Source organism: Thioalkalivibrio sp. ALE25 (genome assembly GCF_000377285.1).
In the GTDB taxonomy this organism is placed as follows: Bacteria; Pseudomonadota; Gammaproteobacteria; order Ectothiorhodospirales; family Ectothiorhodospiraceae; genus Thioalkalivibrio.
In genome coordinates this window covers 111,630-127,849 of record NZ_KB897929.1, presented here as the reverse complement: position 1 = coordinate 127,849, position 16,220 = coordinate 111,630, and the positions used below count along the sequence as shown (strand labels likewise).

At 68.0% G+C, this 16,220-nt stretch carries 11 protein-coding genes; 4 read left to right on the top strand and 7 right to left on the bottom strand.

Translation table 11 applies throughout. The features are described 5' to 3' along the window. The first annotated feature begins 92 nt into the window (after positions 1–92). Positions 93–1,310 (top strand): flavodoxin-dependent (E)-4-hydroxy-3-methylbut-2-enyl-diphosphate synthase, encoded by a 1,218-nt coding sequence (gene ispG, locus C996_RS0105680; RefSeq protein ID WP_018866486.1) that lies wholly within the window; start codon positions 93–95, stop codon positions 1,308–1,310. Between the two features lie 260 nt (positions 1,311–1,570). Here ispG and C996_RS0105675 read toward each other — a convergent pair whose 3' ends face one another. The 4 genes from C996_RS0105675 to C996_RS0105660 all read right to left on the bottom strand — a co-directional run bounded on the left by C996_RS0105675 (position 1,571) and on the right by C996_RS0105660 (position 7,439). Beyond that, on the bottom strand, positions 1,571–2,227 hold the full coding sequence (locus C996_RS0105675; protein ID WP_018866485.1) for a TorF family putative porin: 657 nt from the start codon (positions 2,225–2,227) through the stop codon (positions 1,571–1,573). An 83-nt stretch (positions 2,228–2,310) separates the two neighbouring features. After that, positions 2,311–3,696 carry a magnesium transporter gene (gene mgtE, locus C996_RS0105670; RefSeq protein ID WP_018866484.1) on the bottom strand — a complete coding sequence of 462 codons (1,386 nt, stop codon included), beginning with the start codon at positions 3,694–3,696 and terminating at the stop codon, positions 2,311–2,313. A 610-nt stretch (positions 3,697–4,306) separates the two neighbouring features. Beyond that, positions 4,307–5,878, bottom strand: a complete 1,572-nt coding sequence (locus tag C996_RS0105665; RefSeq protein ID WP_018866483.1) for a PAS domain-containing methyl-accepting chemotaxis protein — start codon at positions 5,876–5,878, stop codon at positions 4,307–4,309. 169 nt (positions 5,879–6,047) lie between these two features. Continuing rightward, positions 6,048–7,439, bottom strand: a complete 1,392-nt coding sequence (locus C996_RS0105660) for an HDOD domain-containing protein (protein ID WP_018866482.1) — start codon at positions 7,437–7,439, stop codon at positions 6,048–6,050. 110 nt (positions 7,440–7,549) lie between these two features. Between C996_RS0105660 and motA the strand changes: the two genes are divergently transcribed. The 3 genes from motA to C996_RS0105645 are packed head-to-tail and all read left to right on the top strand — an operon-like array spanning position 7,550 to position 10,407. Beyond that, positions 7,550–8,401, top strand: a complete 852-nt coding sequence (gene motA / locus C996_RS0105655) for a flagellar motor stator protein MotA (RefSeq protein WP_018866481.1) — start codon at positions 7,550–7,552, stop codon at positions 8,399–8,401. A 19-nt stretch (positions 8,402–8,420) separates the two neighbouring features. Then, complete coding sequence (gene motB, locus C996_RS0105650; protein WP_018866480.1) at positions 8,421–9,353, top strand: flagellar motor protein MotB; 933 nt, start codon at positions 8,421–8,423, stop codon at positions 9,351–9,353. 1 nt (position 9,354) lies between these two features. After that, positions 9,355–10,407 (top strand): GTP-binding protein, encoded by a 1,053-nt coding sequence (locus C996_RS0105645; protein ID WP_018866479.1) that lies wholly within the window; start codon positions 9,355–9,357, stop codon positions 10,405–10,407. A 28-nt stretch (positions 10,408–10,435) separates the two neighbouring features. On the opposite strand, the gene C996_RS0105640 is transcribed toward C996_RS0105645, so the two are convergent. From C996_RS0105640 to C996_RS0105630, 3 genes are all read right to left on the bottom strand, one after another. Continuing rightward, on the bottom strand, positions 10,436–11,221 hold the full coding sequence (locus tag C996_RS0105640; RefSeq protein WP_018866478.1) for a sulfite exporter TauE/SafE family protein: 786 nt from the start codon (positions 11,219–11,221) through the stop codon (positions 10,436–10,438). Between the two features lie 22 nt (positions 11,222–11,243). Then, a complete protein-coding gene (locus C996_RS0105635; RefSeq protein ID WP_018866477.1) occupies positions 11,244–12,224 on the bottom strand; it encodes a M14 family metallopeptidase in 981 nt (326 codons plus the stop codon). 84 nt (positions 12,225–12,308) lie between these two features. After that, positions 12,309–16,214, bottom strand: coding sequence for an EAL domain-containing protein (locus C996_RS0105630; RefSeq protein WP_018866476.1), 3,906 nt, complete (start codon positions 16,212–16,214; stop codon positions 12,309–12,311). Positions 16,215–16,220: the final 6 nt, after the last annotated feature.

The window sequence follows — 16,220 nt, the reverse complement described above, 5'->3', positions numbered from 1 at the left end:
GCGGGGACATTACGGGGCCTGCAGCTTCTCGGCAGTCGCGCACGCCTGCGTTACACTCCACGCACCGTTTCCACGCGCCCGCGTAGGTCAACATGAACACGACCCCAACCCGCCACAAGACCGTCCCCGTCCGCGTCGGCAATGTCACCGTCGGTGGCAATTCCCCGGTGATGGTGCAGTCGATGACCAACACCGACACCGCCGATGCGCTGCGCACCGCCGTGCAGGTGGCGGAGCTGGCGCGCGCCGGCTCCGAGGTCGTGCGCATTACCGTGAACTCCGAGGACGCGGCCAGGGCCGTGCCGGAGATCCGCGAGCGGCTGGAGGCCATGGGGATGGACGTGCCGCTGGTCGGGGACTTCCACTTCAACGGGCACAAGCTGCTGACCAAGTACCCGGAGTGCGCCGAGGCGCTGGCCAAGCTGCGCATCAATCCCGGGAATGTCGGCCGCGGCTCGAAGCGCGACGCGCAGTACGCCGCGATGATCGAGACCGCGATCCGCTTTGAGAAGCCGGTGCGCATTGGCGTGAACTGGGGCAGCCTGGACCAGGCCCTGCTCGCGCGAATGATGGACGAGAACAGCCAGCGCGCCGAGCCGGCCGCGCCCGAGGCAGTGATGCAGGAGGCGCTGATCGCCTCGGCGCTGGAGAGCGCCGCCGAGGCCGAACGCATCGGCCTGCCGCATGACCGAATCATCCTCTCGGCCAAGGTCAGCGGCGTGCAGCCGCTGATCAGCGTCTACCAGGACCTGGCCGCGCGCTGCGACTACCCGCTGCACCTCGGCCTGACCGAGGCCGGCATGGGCGCCAAGGGCATCGTCGCCTCCACCGCCGCGCTGGCCGTGTTGCTGCAGCAGGGCATCGGCGACACCATCCGCATCTCGCTGACCCCGGAGCCCGGCGGCGACCGTACCCAGGAGGTCCTGGTCGCCCAGGAGATCCTGCAGAGCATGGGGCTGCGCAGCTTCCTGCCGTCGGTGGTCGCCTGCCCCGGCTGCGGTCGCACCTCCAGCGAGTACTTCCAGCACCTGGCGCAGGACATCCAGTCCTACATCCGCCAGCAGATGCCCAGCTGGAAGCAGCAGTACCCGGGTGTGGAGAAGATGACCGTCGCGGTGATGGGCTGTGTCGTCAACGGCCCCGGCGAGAGCAAGCACGCCAATATCGGCATCTCCCTGCCCGGCACCGGCGAACAGCCGGTGGCCCCGGTGTACGAGGACGGCGAGAAGACCGTGACGCTCAAGGGCGAGCATATTGCCGAAGAATTCCAGGCCCGCGTCGAGGCCTACATCGAACGCCGCTACGGCTAGAAAAATCCATAATCACCACGAAGCACACGAAGGCACGAAGAAAAGCGATCGCACCACAGAGGGCACGGAGAACACAGAGAAATCCAAAGAAGGTTTGGATGGGGCTCAAACCCGCCGAGCACAGCGAAACGGTTCAACCCCCCTATCGACCTTTCTCCGTGCACTCTGTGGTGCAAAAGCCCTTGACCTTGATCTCCTTCGTGCCTTCGTGTGCTTCGTGGTGAAAAACCAACCCGCGCCGGACCGACGCGGGCGGTGGGTCAGAAGTTGTAGGTGTAGCCGCCGACCAGCAGGTCCTGAGCGCCGCTCTCGTCGCGCGAGCCGTAGGTCAGCGAGAAGGTGCCAAAGTCGGTCGCGTGGGCCGCGCCCAGTTCCCAGAACACGGCATTGTCGTCATCGGCGGGACGATCCTGGCCCACCTCGGCGAAAAGCTCGGTACGCGGGGCCACCTCGAATGCCGTACCCGCGAAGAATTCCCGGCTGCCCCGGGCGTCGCGATCATGGGCATGGGCCAGGTAGTTCACCCCCGTGTACACCGGCCCCCAGTCCACCACCACAAAGGTCTCGCCCTCGTAGCGCTCGTCGAGCTCGGTGTAGTGAAAGTGCTCGTAGCCGAACTCGATACCCACCGAACCGACGTCGAAGCCGTAGCCAACGAACGGCACGATCTCGCTGCCGCGACCACTGCCAAGAGTGGAGGCCTGCACGCCGGTAAACACGCCGGTGGGGAAGCCCAGCTCGAAGCCGCCCTGCACCACCGGGTCGTTGTCGGACTTGGACGCACCGTCATCGATGTAGTCGGTGAACACGCCGATGTTGAATTCGGCCTCGGCGGCCTGGATGGCCGGGATGCCGAAGGCGAAGACCCCGGCCACGGTGGCGGCCAGCACGCCGCGCTGGAAGTTGCGATGGTTCATGTCGATTCCTCTTCTATCAAACGTTCTTTGCAGCCGTGTTGCCGGATTCTGTCTCCGGCAACACGGTTCGGGTTCCCCGGCATTCAGGCCGGCATGTGCGCGCTCAGCAGCCAGGCGGCCATGCCGAAGTACACAGCCAGGCCGGTAAAATCCTTGATGGTGGTGATGAACGGGTCCGCCCCCGGCGCATGGTCCACCCCGATCTTCAGCAGCACCCACGGCAGCAGGAAGCCCAGGATCGAGGCGGTGAACACCGAGAAGAACAGCGCCGTGCCAACCACGAAACCCAGCTGCGGGATGTCATTCGGCGCACCCTGCCAGAAGTAGGCGATCGTCCCGGCGAGCACCGCCATGATTACCCCCATGGCCAGGCCCACGCCCCCCTCGCGCACCAGATGGTTGCGGAAGAAGCGACCCAGGTTGATATGCCCCAGGGCAAGCCCGCGGGCGAAGATCGTGGTCGACTGCGTGCCGACGTTGCCGCCCATGTCCATCACCAGCGGGATGAAGATGGCCAGCGCGACCACCGCCGCCAGGGTGTCCTCGAAGAAGTCGATCACCCCGCCCACGGCCAAGCCGCCGGCCAGCGTCACCATCAGGAAGGCCATGCGCACCTTGACGGCGTAGCCGATCCCGCCGGAGGTCAACTTCTCCGAGCGCACGACATCCCTGTGGTGCAGCAGGTCACCAATCCCCGCCTTCTTGTAGAAGTCCTCCGAGGTGTCCTCCTCGAGTACGTCCATCGCGTCGTCGATGCGCAGCACGCCCACCAGGACCCCGTCGGCATCCACCACCGGCAGGTACGGCAGATCCGTGCGCTGCAGCAGGCGAGCGGCCTCCACCTTGTCACCGTCGGGCGTGGTGCAGAAGTCCTCCAGCTCGATCAGCTCGCCGACCGCCTGGCCAGGCTCCGCGCGAAACATGCGGCCCAGACGCACCAGCCCCTGATAGTGGTGGTCACGATCGGTAATCAGCAGCGCCGCCCCGACATCGTCCGGCATATTGCGATCCCCGCGCAGGCGGGCAGTGACCTCGCCGACGGTTTCTTCCGGGGTCACCCAGAACACCGGGCGGCGCATTACACGGGCCACGGTGTCCTCGTCCTGCCGCCACAGCGCACGCACCTTGTCGCGCTTGGCGCCCGGCAGAGCACTCAGCAGATCGGCCGCGAGCGGCTTGCCCACCAGGGTCAGAGCGCGCGCCAGGGTATAGGCCGGCAGGCCCTGAACCAGCTCACGCGCCTCCGGCTCGGGCATGTGCTCGAACAGGATCGCCTGCTCTTCGTCGTCCATCGCCAGGAAGATGGCGCGGCGCTCGTTGGTATCCACGCCCTCCAGAATCACCCAGCGAGAACGCGGGTCCAGCTCGGACAGGCGATTGGCGGTGATGGCCGGCACCGGATGGATCATCTCGTCGCGGGCAGCGCCCACGTCGCCGGCATGAATCATTTCCAGGATCTTGTCGTTCATTGCAATGCTCCTTGTGCTTAAAAAATAAAAAACGCACGCGGGGCATCACAAAAGACAAAAGAATCCCGTGACCGCTGGTGGCGGTCTTTTACAAAACCCCCATCAGCGAGACGAACACACTTTTACTTTTCTCACTGCCCCGCAGTGAATTTCCGGGCTAGACCCGGGGTCGTCGTCTTCAGGCGCTGGCATGGCGGCCTCCTGCTGGGTGTTCATGGGTGTGATCCATATCCGTTACGCGCACAGCAATGCACGCACCGGCCCGGTATCCGGACAGAGGGAGGACAAATCGAATGGCATGGGAGCCCTCGCGCCGCGCACACGGGCGGGCGCAGGGACAGGCTTCGGGGCTGGGGAGGCGCCCGCGAGGGGCGTTAGGGGAAAGGCGTTCTGTCACCCCCCGGAGTCACGCATATCGCTGACACCGGGGAGGCACCACCGCATTACCGGGTGGCGGGACCCCGCTGGCAACGATATGCACGCTCGTACTGGCCACCGGCCCGACGTTCATGCATCCATCGACAACAGTCCATTGACAGACCTCTGCTACTCAAGATGGGCGCGATTGTAATTGCGCATATTCAATGGCGCAACCCGGAAAAGTAAAATTCTAGCCAGCCTTTTGTTCAAACCGCTGGATCAGCGCTTTCAGCTCGGCGGCCTCGGCCTGCATGCGGGCGCTGGCGTCGCGCGCATGTGCCGAAACCGATCCCGTTTCGCTGGCCACATCGCGGATGGAGGTGACGTTGCGGTTGATCTCCTCGGAGACCGCGCTTTGTTCCTCGACGGCCGTGGCGATCTGGGTGTTCATCTCGGTGATCTGGGCCACGGCCTCGCGGATCGTGGTCAGCGAGTCGCCCGCCGCCTGCGCCTTTTCCACCCCGTCGGCGGCCTGCTCCTGACTGGCCCGCATCGCGGACATCGCCTCGCGCGCACCGTTTTGCAGGGTCTCGATCATGTTGCGGATGGTCACGGTGGACTCGTCGGTGCGCTGCGACAGCGAGCGCACTTCGTCGGCCACCACCGCGAAACCGCGGCCGTGCTCGCCGGCGCGCGCGGCCTCGATCGCGGCGTTCAGCGCCAGCAGGTTGGTCTGCTCGGCGATCTCGCGGATCACGCTCAGGATCTTGTCGATCTCCTCGGTGCTGGCCTCGAGCTTGCCCAGCTTCTCGGCGGTGGATTCCACCTCCGCCGCCATGCGATTGATCACGGACACTGTACCGTTCACGACATCCTGCCCGGCGCCGGTCTCCTTCTCGGCGTTGTTGGCGGCCTCGGCCGCGCGCGCGGAATTGCTCGCCATCTCCTGGATGGTCGAGGTCATCTCGTTCATCGCGGTGGCGACCTGGTCGATCTCGTTTTGCTGGCGCTCCACGCCGGAGGCGGTCTGCTCCACGCTGCTGGCCATGGCATGGGCATCGTCGTTCACCGCGTCGGCCTTGTCCTCGATCCGGCCCAGCACGGTGCGCAGCTTCGCCTCCCCGAACTGCTGCACCAGCTCCAGCGAAGCGCTGTCGTCGCGGCGCCCAGTGTAGATCGCCTCCATTACCGGGTTGTCGAACTGCTCCCGGGCCCGATTGACCGCCTGGCGGATACCGGACGTGAACGCCAGCGACGCGATGCCGCCGGCGGCAAAGATCAATACCAGCAGGCCCGCCTGCACCGCTGGCGAGGACGCCAGAAACACGACCGCCAGCGCCAACAGGAAGCCGACGATCCAGGTCCCGGCGAGGCGGCAGGTGAGGCCGTGGTACCAGCGCCGCGCGAAGCTCCGGCCCCGGTTGATCGCGGCATACACCTTCTCCGCACGGGCGACATGCTCGCGCTCGGGGATCGCCCGCACCGACTCGTAGCCGGTCTTGCGGCCGTGCTCGTAGGCGGGGGTCACAAAGGCGTCCACCCAGTAGTGGTCCCCGTTCTTGCGGCGGTTCTTGACGATGCCCATCCAGGCCCGGTCGGCCTTCAGGGTCTCCCACATGTTCGCGTAGGCGGCCTCGGGCATATCCGGGTGGCGGACGATGTTATGGGCGGCACCCTCCAGTTCCTCGCAGACGAACCCGCTGACCTCGACGAAATCACTGTTGGCGTAGCGAATACGCCCCTTCTCGTCGGTGGCCGAGATCAGGTCGCCGTGCTGATCAATCGAGTACTCCGTCTGGGTGACGGGCAGGTTCTTGCGCATGTCGTAGGTCCTTTTGATTGTTCCACGGGCTCGGGGCCCGTGGGATCAGCCATACGCCGTGGCCAACCCCTCGCGAATGCTGCGGATTATGATCGCCTGTATACGACCCTGTACATGTATCGACCACCCCGCGAAAGACTTGAGCCACCGACCCGGCCCGGGGAAGCGCTCAGTGTTCCCCTGAGGAGCCGAAAGGACGCTCGGCCGCCGCCAGCACGCGGCGAAACCCCTCGAAGGCCACCGGGGTCAGGTCCAGATCGTGCGCACGCCGGTCGGCATAGACCATGCCCAGTACGCGGTCGCCATCGCACAACCGGGCGACCAGACAGTCCACCCCGCCGGTCAGGCGGCGGACAGCCGCCGGCATCTCGTCATGGATGCGTCGGCGATCCCACCACTGGGCGGCGTCCTCCTCCAGGACCCGACCCAGCGGTCCGAGCGCGGACCGGTTGATCACGAAGTGGCTGAACTCCGGTTCGTGCAGGGTCCCGACCAGGTGCTCGGCGCGCAGGCTCTCCCCATCGCGGGACAGACGGGCGAATACCACCCGGTTCAACCCCACGCCGAACTGCATCACTCGCAGCATCCGGCGTATCCGGGCCTCGCGATTCGTTTCCTGTTCGAGGGCGTGGAGCCCGGTCTCCAGCAGGTCGGCCCGCGGCATCAGGGCCAGGCGCGGACGATAGCGCTCGCCCAGCCAGACACGACCGGGGATCTGCGGGTCCAGCGGCGCCCGCTGATACACGGCGACATCCTCGTTGAAACGCTCGATGACCGCGCCCACGCGGTCCGCGGCCTCCTTGTCCGTCAGCCCCATCAGGCCGGCCAGCAGCCCGAGGTCGCGATCGCCGCGCGCGGTGTCCATGCCGCGGAAGACCTGCCAGGCCACGGCGCTCGCAACCATGACCTCATAGGCCCGGTGGTGGACCGCGTTGACCGCACGCAGCGTGCCCTGCACCAGTTCCGGCAGGGCCATCTGCTCCGCCATGGCACGTGACAGGTCGTCCGTCGCATACCCCAGGGCGGCGTAGCTGGCCTCGTCCGGCAGGGCGCTGAGCTCCAGCATCTCCAGCAGCCGATCCAGGCGCGGCTCGCCCTCGGCCAGCAACGCCAGAAGGCCCAGCTGATTCAGCAGGGCCGCCAGGGCCACCTCGCCCGGCTCGGTGTCGTGGCGCTTGTGCGCAATCTCGCCTGCGATCATTGCCGCCAGCCGCGACTGCGCCGCCAGTTCGCGATAGGCCTGGGGTCTTGTGACCACATCCGCGACGCGCGGGGCCTCGGCCGCCTCCCGGTGCACGTTCTCCAGGCCCAGCATGGAAATCGCGTCGCCCACCGAGTGCACCTCCTGGCGCAGACCGCGACGCGAGGCGTTGGCCCGCCGCACCAGGCGCAGGCTCAGGCCGGGATCGCGCTCGGCGTAGCGCGCCAGTTCGCGCAGGGACCGATTCACCAGGGCATCCGGGTCCGCAAACACCGCATCGCTGGCTTCCAGAATCGGCCATTCCAGCGCCGCCAGGCGCGCGGCCTCTTCCATGTAGGGCGCGTCCTTGTCCAGGGACATGCTGTACCTCGCGCAGGGGAGTCGTTATCGTAAAGCCCGTCAACTATAGCAACGCATGCGGGCGGATACCCTGTCCGACATGTCGCTTGAGCAATGTGGGGTCGCGGTCCGTGAAGTATTTCCTGGGTATCGTCATCGTTTTCTCGTCGGTCTTCGGTGGATACTACTTTCATGGCGGCGACCTCCGGGTCATGTGGCAGCCCTACGAGTACTGGATCATCGGGGGCGCGGCGCTCGGGGCATTCCTGATCGCCAACCCGCCCCGCGTCGTCTTCACCGTCTTCAAGTCCATCCCCAGTCTGATGAAGGGCAGCAAGTACAAGTCGGACGACTATCTCGACCTGCTGGCCATGATGTACAAGCTGTTCACCAAGGCCCGCAAAGAGGGCCTGATGGCGGTGGAAGCCGACATCGAGGAGCCGGAAGAAAGCGAGGTCTTCAAGGCCCACCCGCGGATCCTGCAGGATCACCACGCGATGGAGTTCATCACCGACTACATGCGCCTGATCATCTCCGGCAGCATGAACCCGCATGAGCTCGATGCCCTGATGGATCTTGACCTCGAGACCCACCACGAGGAATCGCACAAGCCGGCCCACGCGGTTCACCGCGTGGCGGAGGCCCTCCCCGGCTTCGGTATCGTGGCGGCGGTCCTGGGCATCGTAATGACAATGGGCAAACTCGACGGCTCCATCGCGGAGATCGGCTCAAGCGTGGCGGCTGCCCTGGTCGGCTCGTTCCTCGGGATTCTGCTGGCCTACGGCTTTGCCGGGCCGACCTCGACCGCCCTCGAGTCCCGTGCCCAGGAGGAAGCCAAGTTCCTGCAGTGCATCAAGGCCTGCATTCTCGCCAATGTCCAGGGCTACAGCCCCCAGGTCGCGGTGGAGTTCGGTCGCAAGACCATGGAAAGCGCGATGCGCCCGAGCTTTACCGAACTGGAAGAGTACGTGAAGGGGGCCTGACGGCCTCCGGATCACTACCATGGGAGTCGAGGACAAGACCCAGCCGATCATCGTCAAGAAGAAGGTGGTCCAGGGCGGCCACCACGGCGGCGCGTGGAAGATCGCCTTTGCCGACTTCACGCTCGCGATGATGGGCTTCTTCCTGGTGATGTGGCTGCTCGTTGCGCTGGACGACGACCAGCGCGCCGGGATCTCCGAGTACTTCCAGAACCCCTCCGCCTTCGTGGGCGAAGCCGCTGCGCCGGGCCAGGCGCCCGGCGACGGAACCGGCGTGGACCCATCAATCATCGACTTCGAGGGTATGCCGGAGCTCATCCAGGACCCGGAGGCCATGGAGGCCCCGACAGGGATCGATGAAGAAACCCTCGACGAGCTGGCCGAGGCGCGCGACCGCGAGGCCCTGGAGACCCTGCAGGAGGCGCTGGAGGAGGCCCTGGACCAGAGCCAGGCGCTGGAGCCCTTCAAGGACCAGCTGCTGCTGGACCTCACCCCCGAGGGCCTGCGCATCCAGATCATCGATCGCGAGAACCGCCCGATGTTCGACAGCGCCAGCGCCCGTCCGCTGGATCACGCGGACGCGATCCTGCGCGAGCTGGCCGGCTTGATCAATCAGGTCCCCAACCGCGTCTCGATCACCGGCCACACCGACGCCCGCCCGCTGCTGCGTCCGGACTACACCAACTGGGAGCTCTCGGCCGATCGCGCCAACGCCGCCCGCCGCGCGCTGGTCGCCGGCGGCACCGAGTCCGACCAGATCGCCCGCGTCGTGGGGCTGGCCGCCAGCGTACCCTTTAACCGCGAAGACCCAGAAGCCGCGATCAACCGGCGGATCACCCTGATCGTGCTGAACCAGGAGGCGGAAGAGGCGATGTACCGCAGCCTCGAGAGCGAAGGGAGCGGCCCAGAGGCGCTCCAAGACGACCCGGAGGCCTCCGGCGACGGAGCTGGCTAGCATGCAGCGGCACCACGACATCCCGCTCAACCTGATCACCGGGTTTCTCGGCGTCGGCAAGACCACCGCCATCCGCCACCTGCTCGCGCAGCGCCCGGAGGGCGAACACTGGGCCGTGCTGGTCAACGAGTTCGGCGAGATCGGGGTGGACGGCGGCCTGCTGGCCGATACCGGCGTGGCGCTGGAGGAGATCCCCGGCGGCTGCCTGTGCTGCGTCTCCGCGCAGATGTTCACCGTCGGGCTCAACCGGCTGATCCGCAGCCAGCGCCCCGACCGCATCCTGATCGAACCCACCGGACTCGGCCACCCGGCCCAGATCATCCGCACCCTGACCGAGCCGCCCTACGCCGGCGTACTGGACCTGCGCGCCACCGTCACCCTGATGGATGCCCGCCACCTGGCCTCGCCGCGCCACCGGGAGCACGCGAACTGGCGCGACCAGATCGCCCTGGCCGACGTGCTGCTGGCCAACAAGGCCGACCTCTACAGCGAGGCGGACCGCGAGGCGTTGCAGGCCTTCGTCGCGGCGATGCCGCCACCACGCCCGCTGGTCGTGGAGACCACCCAGGGCCGCATCGAACGCGACTGGCTGGACCGCCCGCGACTGGATCGGGGCGGCGCCCTGTTCCCGGAGGCCCGCGACTTTCTCGCGTCCACGAGCGCGGATGCGCACGCCGACCACGACCACGACCACGACCACGACCACCGGCATGATGACACCGCCCATGCAGCCGACGAGTGGGTCACCATCGACACCCGCGGTGACGGCTACATCGGCCGCAGCTGGCTGCTGCCCGAGGGACAGCTCATCGACCATGCCGCCCTCGCGGGCCTGGTCGCGGATTTCACCGGTGATCGACTGAAAGGCCTGGTCGAGACCGACCGCGGCTGGCACCGCCTCAACCGGGTGGACGGCCACGGCGCCCTGGAACCGATGACCGCCCCGGAGGCCCGGCTGCGCCCTCGCATCGAGGCCATCTTGCCGGAATCCGCGACCGCCACGCTGGACGACCTCGCCCGCCGCCTCGAAACCGCCATCACGCCAAGTCGCTGATCGGTACCCGCTGGCCGCGCCCCGCCGCCTACAGACGTGGCAGCAGCCAGGCGGGTTCGAGGAAGAACAGGGCAGTGACCGCGACACCGACCAGAGTCACCACCTGGCGGTAGCCCGACTCGGGCAGCCGGCGCACCAGGATGATCCCGACACGCGCGCCCAGGATCGCGCCCGCCCCCACCGCCAGCAGCCCGGTCGCCACCACCTGCCCGCCCGCGATGTAGACGACCACGGCCATCAGCGTCAGTACCGAGGACAGAAGATTCTTCAGGGCATTGGCCCGCGCCAGATCCGGAATGCCCTGGCCCCGCAGGATCGCCAGCAGCAGGATGCCGACGCCACCGTTGAAGTAGCCCCCATAGGCGCAGCCCAGCCCCGCGCCCAGAGCACGCAACGGCCCCGGATGCGGCCGCGCGGCCAGGCGCTGCAGCCAGGGTCCCAGCGCAAACAGCAATGTCGCCACCAGCAGCAGCCAGGGGATCAGGACACGAAAGCCCGCGTCGCCGGTCAGCAGCAGGGCGACGGCCCCGAGGGCGCCACCCAGCACCCCCGCGAGCAGCAGCGCCCGGGCCAGCCCCGGGCCGAGGTCGCGCCAGGCCCCGCGCAGCCCGTGCCGATCCGCCAGCACGCTGGCCAGATAGCCGGGCAACAGTGCCGCGGTCCCGGTGGCATTGGCGGCCACCGGCGGGACGCCCACACTCATCAGCGCCGGGAGGGTCAGGAAGCTGCCACCACCGGCCACCGCATTCAGCAAGCCGGCGAAAAAGCCGGCGGCCAGGAGCAGCAGCGCAACACCGGAGGGCGCGAGATCCATGCGGGGCGGGCAGAAGCGCGGCTCAGATCACCCGGCGGTCGCTGAACTCGGCGCGATAGAACCACTCGTTGCCCGGCAGCGAATTGGGGTTGGGGAACACGATAAACCCGGGTTCCGGCGCCCGCACCTCGGTCCCGTCGGCGCGGACGCCGATCAGGTCACCCGCTTCCAGCGGGTCGAAGCTCTTCCACTCGCACGCGAAACGGTCGTCGGGGTGATCCCGGTCGATCACCTCGACCAGACGCAGGACCTCCGGGTCATCCTGCCCCGGCGTGGCCGACTCCGGCAGCATGCCCAGGTGCGCCAGGGTGTTGATGATCGCGTTGTAGGCCACCACCGGGGCCTGCGGGTCATCGTGCTGCCCGCACTCCAGGGTCACGCCGTAGCCGCCCTGGCTGCGCATGTACTCGGTGGTCCCGACCCCGTAGCTGGGATCGGTGCTCAGGATCTGCGCCCGGTGGCTGGCGTTCGGGTTCTTCATCCGCGCCGCCACGCCCCGGGCATAGGTATCCAGCCAGCCCTCGACCATGCGCCGCGGCCCCAGGCAGGCCGCCAGCGCCTCCTCCTCGCGCGCCTGCGCGAAGCCCTCCAGCGAGCCTTCGTTATTGCGCGGGCCGAGCATGATGAACGGCTGCCCGCCAGTGTGGAACGAGTGCAGGTCCAGCAGCACGTCGTGCGCCGCCAGCAGCGGACACAGCACGTTGGCGATGCGGTCCTCGAAATCCTGCGGATCCTCGGTCACCCGCAGGTTGCGGTTCAGGTTGCGTTCGCCCATGCGCTGTCCGAGGTCATAGGCCAGCGGATTGGTGCGCGGCACCAGCGTCAGGCTGCCACGCAGCAGATCCCGTTCGCGCGCCTCCAGCTCGGCATGGACCCGCTCGGCGGCCTGGGTCCCGCAAGTCTCGTTGCCATGCACCGCGCCCAGTACGATCAGGCGCGGCCCCGGCTCCAGCCCGTGAAAGGTGATCGAACGCAGCGCAGTGGGACGGGAGGGATCGGCCATCGGGGAAACTCCGGGCAAGGGGTAACGGATATCCTGCGGCGCAAAGGCTACCGGAGCCATCCGTCCGGCGCCACGGGAAGGCCGTCAGTCCACCGGTAGCGCGCCATGCTCGGTCATCCAGCCCTGCAGCACGTCGAGTTCCAGCGGCCGGCTGTAGAGGTATCCCTGCCCCAGGGCGCAACCGCGTTCGTGCAGGAAGGCGGCCTGCTCGGCGGTCTCCACGCCCTCGGCGATGACCTGCATGTTCAGGTTGCGCCCCATGGCGATGATGGTGGCGGCAATCTCGCGATCGGCGCTCTCGCTGGCCACCCCGTCGACAAAGCTGCGGTCGATCTTCAGCACGTCCAGCGGATACGTCCGCAGCGCGGCCAGCGAGGAATACCCGGTGCCGAAGTCGTCGATGGCCAGGCGCACGCCCAGCTCCTTCAATGCCGCCAGCCGGGCGATCGCCTGCTCGCCCTGCTGCATGATCGCGGTCTCGGTGATCTCCAGTTCCAGCTGCGCGGCGGGGAAGCCGGTCAGCGCCAGGATCTCCGCCACCCGGTTCACGAAATCGCCGCGCTGCAACTGCACCGGCGACAGATTCACCGCGAGACTGAAATCCCCGGCCCCCAGATCCAGAAGACGCTTGCCGGCGTCGCAGGCCTCGCGCAAAACCCACTCGCCCAGCGCGACGATCAGGCCGGTGTCCTCGGCGATCGGGATGAACCGATCCGGCGGGATCATCGGCCCGTCCTCCGGCTGCCAGCGCAGCAGCGCCTCCATGCCGAAGGGCTGTCCATCCTCCAGGCGGACTTGCGGCTGGAAGTGCAGGCGAAGCTCGCCGTTCTCGGTCTCCAGGGCCTTCCGCAGGCGGTTCTCGAGTTCCAGGCGTTCGTCCGCCGCGCGGGTCAGGGCCTGGGTGTAGACGCTCCAGGTCTGGCGCCCGGAGGCCTTGGCCTGGTACATGGCCGCATCGGCATGCTGGATCAGTTCCGTCACCGAGTCGCCATGCTCGGGGTAGAGGCTGATGCCAATGCTAGCGTTCAGGTACACCGAACGCCCATCGTCCAGCACCAGCGGGCGCTCCAGGCTGGCCAGCAGGTCGCGGGCACAACGGGCCACGGTCTCGTCACTGGCCGGATTCTCCGCCACGATCAGGAACTCGTCACCACCCAGGCGGCCCAGTGCGTGGGAGGGCCCGACCGCCTCGCGCAGCCGCCGCGCAACCTCCACCAGCACCCGGTCGCCGACCGGGTGGCCCATGGAGTCGTTGACGTTCTTGAAGCGGTCGAGATCCAGATTCAGCACCGCGACGCGATAGCCGTGGGCCCGGGCGCGTTCCAGCGCCTGGCCCAGGATTACCTGCAGCTGCGTGCGGTTGGGCAGATCGGTCAGCGCATCATGCCGGGCCAGGTACTGGAGCTCTTCCTCCGAGCGGCGCAGCTCCGACATATCCGTCAGCACCCCGGCGTAGTGCAGGGCCTGACCCTGCTCGTCGTAGACCGTGTTGAGGCTCAGCCACTGCGGGGCCACCTCGCTGTTGCGCCGGCGGTTCCAGATCTCGCCCTGCCAGTGCCCCTCATGCTGGAGAGCGTCCCACATGCGCTGGAAGAACGCGGCATCGTGACGCCCGGACTGCAGGAAACTCGGGTTGCGCCCCAGCGCCTCCATCTCGGAGAAGCCTGTGATATCGACGAAGGCCGGGTTCACCGCAATGATCCGCGGGGTCAGGTCCGTGATGATGATCCCGTCCCGGGTGCTCTCGAAGACCGCCGCCATGCGCCGCAGCCCCAGCAAGGCCTGACGCCGCTCCAGCGCGGCCCCCAGGCTGGACGCGACGATGCGCGCCAGGCTCTGGTCCGCCGCGGTCCAGCGTTGCGCGCGCCGCACCCGATCGAGGGCCAGGAAGCCACGGTATTCGCCCTCCACGTACAGCGGGACCAGCAAAGCCGCCTGGCTTTGCGCGGCCTCCAGGATCTCGCGTTCGGCATCCGGCAGCTCCCGGGTCAGCACCTCGACCGCACCACCGCCCTGCAGGATCTCGTGCCAGCGCGGCAGGACCGATTCCAGACTCAGGTTGCGCAGCGGCGGCGGACGCACTACCTGATCGGTGTCCGTGCGCACCCAGTAGTAGCGATGGACATCCAGGGCCTCGCGCACCCCATGGTCCAGCTCGGCCACCAGCACGTAGGCCCGATCGGCATGCGCCTCCTGCCCCAGTTCGGCCAGCAGCCGGTGGATTACGCTCGCGGGGTTGTCCTCGCGCAGCAACTCCACGGTTAGCTCGGCCGCGGTGCGCAGCGCCCGCTCGCGCTCGCCCAGCGCCTGCGACACGCGCAGCTTCTGTGCCGCCAGGCCGGCGATCTGGGTGAACTCGTCGATCAGCACGCGCTCGCCGGCATGCGGACCGCGGGCCCCCGCTACATAGATCCCCAGCGTGCCCAGCACGCTGCCATCGGCATCGCGGAAGGGGAACGACCAGCAGGCCCGGAACCCCGCGCCATGCGCGAGATCGCAGAACCCGACCCAGTTGGGGTGGGCACTGCAATCCTCGATGATCACCGGCTCGCCGCTCCAGGCGGCCTCGCCGCAGGAACCCAGACCCTGCTCGGCGCGGATGCGGCGGGTGGCGCTGCGCAACGGATCCGGCACCCGCGGGGCGGCCACACCGTGCAGCTCCCGGGTGTCGCCGTCCAGCAGCATGATGCACCCGTGCAGCTCCGGGGCCAGGGCCTCCAGCCCCTTGACCACGTCCTCCAGCAGGCGCGGGTCACGCTCGCCGGTGGCCAGGCGCCCGAGCACGTTCGCGCGGACCTCCTGGATCCGCTGGTCCAGGACCCGCCGGGTCACGTCCACCAGGCTGCCGGACAACCCGATCGGCCGCCCCTCGGCATCCAGATTGGCCTGGCCACGCAGCTCCAGCCAGCAAAGGGACCCATCCGCCGTGCGCAGGCGGATCTCGGTCTCCAGCCGTCCGTCGTCGGACTCCGCGGCACGGGCCAGCAGCCGCGCCGCCATCGCGCGATCCTCCAGTGGCATGAAGGCCAGCATCTCTTCGCCGAGCGCGGACTCCACCGCATGACCGGTGATCGCCGTCCAGGCGGGATTCAGGAAGCGCCAGCAACCGGCGGCATCGGTCTCGAAGACGATGTCGCCGGCGCGCTCGATCACCTCGCGGTACCGGCGCTCGGAGGCCGCCAGGGCGGCCTGTTCCCGGCGCAGGCGGGCGCGCGTATGGACCTGGTCCAGCAGCACCGGGAGCATCTTCAGATACCCCTCGCGCTTGACCGCGTAGTCGTCCACGCCCATGCGCAGGGCGCGGGCCGCCAGGTCCTCGGTGCCCTGCCCGGTCACCAGAACGGTGGGGAGATCCAGCCCGCGTTCCTCGCGCACCAGCCGCGCCAGCTCCAGGCCGTCGAACCCCGGCAGGCGGTAGTCCACCAGCAGCAGGTCGAAGCCGACAGCGCCGGTTGCATCCGGCGTCAGCGCCGCCAGGGCCTCCTCCGCGGTGTGCACCGTCTCCAGCTGGATGTGGGGGGCGGTATGCGCGAGCTCGCGGCGCGTCAGCCCCACATCGAAGGCATTATGCTCGGCATACAGCACCCGCAGCGGCTCGTGCCCGTTGGCCACGCTCAGTTCCCGGCGAGCACGGGCATCGACCACGCGCGCCGGCAGACGCTCCAGGTAGTCATCGGACTTGGTCAGGTAGTCGTCGGCACCGGCCCGGAAAGCCGCGACCACGGTCTCCTGTTCGCCGTGGCCCGTCAGCACCAGCACCGCCTCGTCGCGCCCGGCGGCCTGCAGCTCGCCGATCAGTTCGAGGCCGCTCCCGTCCGGCAGGCGCAAGTCCTCCACCACACAGTCGAATCCCGCAGCGCCGGCCAGCGCGCCCCGGGCCTCGGCCAGCGACGCCGCCAGGTGCACCTCGGCACCCGGCACCTCGCGCTCCAGCACCCGGCGCTGCAGATCGGCATCCGCCGGGTTGTCTTCCACGAGCAGGATTCGCATCAGGTC